General features: G+C 41.0%; 10 protein-coding genes. All 10 read right to left on the bottom strand.

Annotation, left to right across the window (positions count from 1 at the left end):
• Positions 1 to 172: 172 nt before the first annotated feature.
• The 10 genes from ABYK33_RS13915 to ABYK33_RS13870 all read right to left on the bottom strand — a co-directional run bounded on the left by ABYK33_RS13915 (position 173) and on the right by ABYK33_RS13870 (position 4,360).
• Entirely contained in the window at positions 173 to 913 is a 741-nt protein-coding gene (locus tag ABYK33_RS13915) for a site-specific DNA-methyltransferase (RefSeq protein ID WP_373033886.1), read from the bottom strand.
• A gap of 132 nt (positions 914 to 1,045) precedes the next feature.
• The gene (locus ABYK33_RS13910) at positions 1,046 to 1,231 is read right to left on the bottom strand and encodes a hypothetical protein (protein ID WP_373033885.1); all 186 of its coding nucleotides are present in this window, start codon (positions 1,229 to 1,231) and stop codon (positions 1,046 to 1,048) included.
• 187 nt (positions 1,232 to 1,418) lie between these two features.
• Positions 1,419 to 1,685 carry a hypothetical protein gene (locus ABYK33_RS13905; RefSeq protein ID WP_373033884.1) on the bottom strand — a complete coding sequence of 89 codons (267 nt, stop codon included), beginning with the start codon at positions 1,683 to 1,685 and terminating at the stop codon, positions 1,419 to 1,421.
• Positions 1,686 to 1,864: 179 nt separating this feature from the next.
• Positions 1,865 to 2,059, bottom strand: coding sequence for a hypothetical protein (locus ABYK33_RS13900; protein ID WP_373033883.1), 195 nt, complete (start codon positions 2,057 to 2,059; stop codon positions 1,865 to 1,867).
• Positions 2,060 to 2,137: 78 nt separating this feature from the next.
• The gene (locus ABYK33_RS13895) at positions 2,138 to 2,419 is read right to left on the bottom strand and encodes a hypothetical protein (protein WP_373033881.1); all 282 of its coding nucleotides are present in this window, start codon (positions 2,417 to 2,419) and stop codon (positions 2,138 to 2,140) included.
• A gap of 88 nt (positions 2,420 to 2,507) precedes the next feature.
• On the bottom strand, positions 2,508 to 2,873 hold the full coding sequence (locus ABYK33_RS13890; protein ID WP_373033880.1) for an ASCH domain-containing protein: 366 nt from the start codon (positions 2,871 to 2,873) through the stop codon (positions 2,508 to 2,510).
• A gap of 44 nt (positions 2,874 to 2,917) precedes the next feature.
• The gene (locus ABYK33_RS13885; RefSeq protein ID WP_373033878.1) at positions 2,918 to 3,181 is read right to left on the bottom strand and encodes a hypothetical protein; all 264 of its coding nucleotides are present in this window, start codon (positions 3,179 to 3,181) and stop codon (positions 2,918 to 2,920) included.
• Between the two features lie 74 nt (positions 3,182 to 3,255).
• On the bottom strand, positions 3,256 to 3,444 hold the full coding sequence (locus ABYK33_RS13880) for a hypothetical protein (protein ID WP_373033877.1): 189 nt from the start codon (positions 3,442 to 3,444) through the stop codon (positions 3,256 to 3,258).
• A 395-nt stretch (positions 3,445 to 3,839) separates the two neighbouring features.
• Positions 3,840 to 4,106 carry a hypothetical protein gene (locus ABYK33_RS13875; RefSeq protein WP_373033876.1) on the bottom strand — a complete coding sequence of 89 codons (267 nt, stop codon included), beginning with the start codon at positions 4,104 to 4,106 and terminating at the stop codon, positions 3,840 to 3,842.
• Between the two features lie 95 nt (positions 4,107 to 4,201).
• The gene (locus ABYK33_RS13870; protein WP_373033875.1) at positions 4,202 to 4,360 is read right to left on the bottom strand and encodes a hypothetical protein; all 159 of its coding nucleotides are present in this window, start codon (positions 4,358 to 4,360) and stop codon (positions 4,202 to 4,204) included.
• Between the last annotated feature and the right edge of the window lie 261 nt (positions 4,361 to 4,621).

The raw sequence follows: 4,621 nt of genomic DNA, 5'->3' as shown, positions 1-4,621 counted from the left end.
TATGACCCGCTTTAGACCTGTTCACCCCACCCAAATAATCCTATTTATCTATTTTAGTTTTAGCCTACATCTTACCTTATATTCCTCGTTTTATATTGTGTACGGCAATAGGTGTAAATGCGCGGGTTAATAACAATGTTAAGTAGAAAAGCCTATCCAATTTGGTTCGGGCTTAGCCTATGTCGTTCAGGCCAAGTTCTACAGCCTGTATTCTTTGCTTTGCTATTCCAAAATAACCTTCATCAAGTTCTATACCTACAAAATCCCTCCCAAGGTTCGCACATGCTACACCTGTCGTACCGCTTCCCATCGTGAAATCAAGTACAGTTTCACCTTCAGTGGTGTAAGTCTTCACAAGGTATTCCATAAGCGCCACAGGTTTTTGCGTTGGGTGCTTCTTACCTTTTCTAGCCGCGTTACTAATATCAATAATATTTGTCGGGTGGTATTCATCAGATAAGTACGGTTCTGCAACCTTGTCTTTATTATTATCCCCGTAGACACCAACAAACTGTTTGCCTCCTCCCTTCATCCTTAATTTCCCTTTTACTTTCTGAGGGTAGTACTTGCCTCCTCCAAAAACAACAATATCCTCTACTATCTTTAATGGCATACGCGATGCAGAAGCAAAATTGCTCCCGATCCTCTTATTCCACACCCAGCAATATTTGAACATCTTCATGTTGCTGGCAATCAAAGTCGTTGTGAACGGCTGACATGCAGTCATTACAATAACACCGTTAGGCTTAATCATTCGTTTTAACTGTTCCCACATTAAAGTCAAATCAATCACAGAATCCCACTTGCAAGCTGTTGTCCCGTAAGGCGGGTCTGCCAGCACCATATCAATACTTCCATCTGGGATTTGGTTCATTACTTCCAAGCAATCACCAAGTAAAAGTGTTTCTCCCATAATAAAACTCCGTTTGAATTACTAATTAATGCCCGTTAAACATCTCTTTTTTCCACTTAACAAAACACTCCATCCGACGCAAACTCACGCCTTTCATCAAAGAACTTCGTGGTGCGCGGCTGAGTTCACACGTTAGCCAGACAAATGGTCCATCAATAATTCAAGCCCCTTCTCTATACAATACGCTTTCGAGTGGCCCTTAGCTTTCATATTATCGAGGAACACAAACCATTCAGGCGCAAGTTTCGTTGTGAAGTTTCGCTTCTTTTGGTCTGGCGGTATCGTTGATCCTTTCGGCCTTCCTCTGCCTTGCTTCATTCATAAAACTCCTTCTTAAACCCCAGGCTCACAAGTTCTCTATCTACTGCTTTTTTTATCGTGCGCGGAGGGTCTGGGAGCGTGTGCTTGTATATACACCAACACTTGAACCCACAGCACCACGAAAACTTACATCGCCCACAATCGTATTGATACCGTGGCTGGTGTTTATTTGATGTAGTCTCCATTAAACTGTTGCCTCAAATATTCTTTTCATCCCTTTAGTGTCTCCAAAACCTCTATAAAAACCAGCCTTGTATTCTGCACTACTATCAGTAGCAATTACCCAACCACCATACTCTTTGCGGAACAGCTTGCCGTTGTCTAAAATCCCGTTTCCTGAGAGGTGGAATATTTTATAAGTTGAGTTTGGAGAAAACATCTTAATTTCTTCAAGCATATCTTGAGCTAAATCTAATTCGTTTTCTGTAAAAATTGCTTTTGCGTTCTTCATTTGCATACCCTCCGTTTTTTTTGGTATGCCTTAATATCGCATAATTGGAATTAATGGTCAATACTTTTTATTACAGGTATTGAAAATAAATTTGCAGGCTAACAATTCGGCCAACCAGACGCGAACTAGCGCGGAGTTAAAATATCGTCATACCTAGGCGCGCAGGTTGCCGCACGTCGTTATGCTACCAGCTCAAAGTCTTTTCCGTATGCAATGTTTGAATCACTGTATGAAGAAACTTGCCACATTTTTGATGCTTCGTTCAACCACCAAGCAAGCCCATGAAAGTCATCATCTGGCTTAGAAAGTTTGAATAAAGTTCCAGTAACAATGTTTCTATGAGTCGCTTTAGTTTTCATTTCATCTAATCGCATAACAAAACACTCCAGCGCGACCGTGGCCACGTTATATTAAAAGTTTTCAGCTTCCAGTACGGCGGCTGAGTTCCCACGTTAGGTGTCTAGTCTTTTAGTCAACGCCAACAGGCAATTATCTATATCCTCAATAGCTTTTTCGTATGCTACAAGTAATTTCTTTTTACGAATTATTAAATCATGCACAGCGATCTCAAGTGCCTCTTTTTCACTTTCTAAGAAAACGGCAGAATCAGACTCTTTTTTATACCTCTGCCCATTTTCGGCAGTAACTGTTTTAGATGTTTCCTTAATAATATTAATAGCCGTAACGCCTCGAATATTCCGCATAAGCCTGTTTACTCTAAACATCTTTTTCATGTAATCACCTAACCATTCAATCAACAAGACGCGAACTAGCTCCGAGTCTCAATTTATGCACACCTTGGCGCGCTTGTTATCCTATCCGTTATGCGTCTATAATCTCGCCAAGTCTCAGAATATAAACCTTCTCATTCTCAGGTGCCCCCCATTCGACTACACCAAGTCCTGTTTGAATATATTTTAGTCTAACAGTTACTTTTGGAGAATCATTGGCATAACCATTGCTGAAACAAACAGCATCGAAAGTCCTATTTAACCTTTTATCCCAGTATTGTTTTATCTCTCTGTATTCTTCCTTCTTTTCACCAGAAAGAATCATATCAAACCATTTCTTCTTCAAAGTAAGGTGCAGCACTCGCATAACCATACGCTCCACAGACGACTCGCTGTCACGTGCGTTTTGTCGAACACATGGGTTACATCCACAACACATACAAGTTCCTTTACTCATAGTAAATCCTCCGCTCACGTGTGAGCTTTCCCGTTAGATTGCAACTACACTAAATAATCCCTTGAATTAGATTGTGCTACCCACGGCCACTCTCTAGTTACATCAACACCAAATTCTTTGCGTTCACACCAATCACCATGAATAAACCTTCCATGGTGATTATCATTTAGTTGGCTGCAATACTTCCTTGCATTCTCAATTTTCCTGAATTCAACTAAAATCCTCTTCTTTTCTTTTGTGTCAGATACATAAAATATTTTCATCATAAAATCTAACAATGCAATCAAAACGACGCGCACTAGCGCCATCTCTCAGCCATTGCCCTCTTATTTAAAGTTTCGTTTTATGCGCTCAGGTTCAGCGCGCGTCTTATCAGCGGCCGTTATAAATCTTGAAAGAACTGAACAAGGAACGGGTATTTCTTCCGTAAACCTTCAGGTGAATACATCCCCCGTGGAGAATCATCACTATCCAAAGCACAAAATAACTTCTCTATTTCTTGTTTCAGTTGGACATCATCAGTCCCAGTTAATACAAATTGCCTAGTTTTCTTGGGATCTATCTCAAACATGTAAACGTCCTCGCATCTGCTTTTATAACCATCCAATCAACAAGACGCGAACTCACGCCTCATCTAAGTTTACGCACACCGTGGCGCGCTTGTTATCCTATCCGTTAGCCTGCCTGAATAAAAGGGCAATACCCGTTAGCCATTGGCAAATGTATTATAGCAACACGGCCTGACTTTTCATCGACCTCAAGTCTTTCAGGATGTCCTAAAAAACATTGTATATGGTCGGTTATAGTATTGCAGTCTTCGTCAAGGTCTTCACACACCTTTCTCTCGCTAACAATTTGTTCCACGGTTGACCTGCGACACGTGCTATTTCTTAAGTCATTCATAATTCATCCCCTGTAGTTTTGTTCTGCTACTGTGTACGTTGCAGGCAAGTGAACAGTCCTCCGTTATGCAGAGAAGAATCTGCTAAAGAAGCCAACCTTCTTTTTTGGCTCCCCTATAATAATTGCGCTGTAATCATCTTCCGTGAATGGAGACCCATCAGAATATCCGATGCTTGATAAAGCCTCTGGTGGTGTCCTGTGTGTTTCCATTCCATCACTATCACGATGGATCGCAAATGAATACGCCACCATTTTCCCACCCTCGAACTTATAGAATACCTTTGGCTCTACACTCCCAAAAATTACTTTAACACTGAACATATCTTGCATAACAATACACTCCAGCTCGACCAGAACTACCGCCGAGTTTTAAGGTTTTAAATACCTGTGGCTGGCGGCTGAGTTCACGCCGTTGGGCTGCTAAATCATTCAGCATTAATATTTAATTCTATAGGAATGTCTGGCCAAATCCTGTCAGCTAATTTGCCCCCAGAATTAGCGGCAAACCCAAAACAGAAAGCCACCACAAGCCACATAAGAACCGTAACAAAATCAGGTTTAATCCATTCTTTCTTTTCACTCACAATATTCACCGTAAATTTGAGTTTTCTAGGCCTAAATAGCCCAACAATTAAATCAAGACGACTTCCGAAACGTTATCGTCAAAAGGTTTGTTGCGCCTTGGTAGGCGTCTTATTACGTGCCGTTAGCTGCCCAATAACTTTCTTCCATAAAACATAAGAAGCAAGTGTAGAGTGTTATCGCACACAATGTAAACGAAGCAAGTTATCGAAACCTGAACCACATCGTTCTTTCCAGGTATATCAAACTCAATCATATCAAGG

The sequence above is a fragment of the Sulfurovum sp. genome, assembly GCF_041562805.1.
GTDB lineage: Bacteria > Campylobacterota > Campylobacteria > Campylobacterales > Sulfurovaceae > Sulfurovum.
Note: the sequence above shows the minus strand (reverse complement) of the source record. Positions and strands in the feature narration are given on the sequence as shown.